The 856-nt window shown below is 42.6% G+C and carries 1 protein-coding gene; it reads right to left on the bottom strand.

Annotation, left to right across the window (positions count from 1 at the left end):
• Positions 1 to 111: 111 nt before the first annotated feature.
• Positions 112 to 633: a hypothetical protein gene (locus ACFQ2O_RS21895; protein ID WP_377533088.1), complete on the bottom strand. Its 522-nt coding sequence runs from the start codon at positions 631 to 633 to the stop codon at positions 112 to 114.
• Positions 634 to 856: the final 223 nt, after the last annotated feature.

Below are 856 nucleotides of genomic sequence, written 5' to 3'. Positions count from 1 at the left end.
CAACTTAACGAACCGCTGTATGCGAGACCCGCTTGTACAGTGGTGTGAGAGGCGCACCTCGTCAGCTAACGCTGGCGGGGCCGTCTACTCGATTAGCCGATAAATTTCTTTTTAATTGCATGCGGAATAAGGGTTCGCGCATTGCATTTGAGGCGATAGCCACCCCTGCTTAACCTGTCCCTTGTAAAGCACATTAACATAAGCCCAACTTTTATCGAAAGCAATAACCTGGTAAAACTGGTTAGTCCACTCTGGAATAATTGAATTGACCTTTGAACTTACACTTGCTTCCGACATAAGCTTCAAAGGCTTTTCTGGTTCGTAATTTCTGGTGTATGTCCCGATGTGTTTACCTTTTTTTACCCATCCCTTCATCTTCTTTCCAGATATTGAGTATTCTAAAGTGCCGTAAAAGAAGTCAGAGGTTTGCTTTGAAGCACTAAACGTCAGATAATCTTCTTCTTCTAAATCATGCTTTACAGAAGCTACTATTTTACCATTTGGCTTATCATACAAACTAACAGCACCTTTATACTCTGGATTTATAATCAATTCGAGAGTTTCTTCAATTTCATGTGCAGTCAGAACAGTTGAAACAAGGAAGAAGATGACAATTATTAAGGTTTGTTTCATATTTATATTTAACGGCTAACGTCTCTGCTATAAGATGGCGTAGCTAACTTATAGGTGTTGTGTGCGCCCAGTATGGGCACCTGCTACTGAAGGTAGCAAATTATTCCAGAGGGTGCAAGTCCCTTACAGGCAAGTTGGTGAAGCCTGTTAGCAAGCCGCAAGCTGGTTCGTCGTGAGGCGTGCAGTGAAGAAAGCGGGACTGCAAAATCCGGTACTGACGAAC

The organism is Pontibacter rugosus (assembly GCF_042678745.1).
GTDB lineage: Bacteria > Bacteroidota > Bacteroidia > Cytophagales > Hymenobacteraceae > Pontibacter > Pontibacter rugosus.
This window is presented reverse-complemented; position numbering and strand designations above follow the sequence as displayed.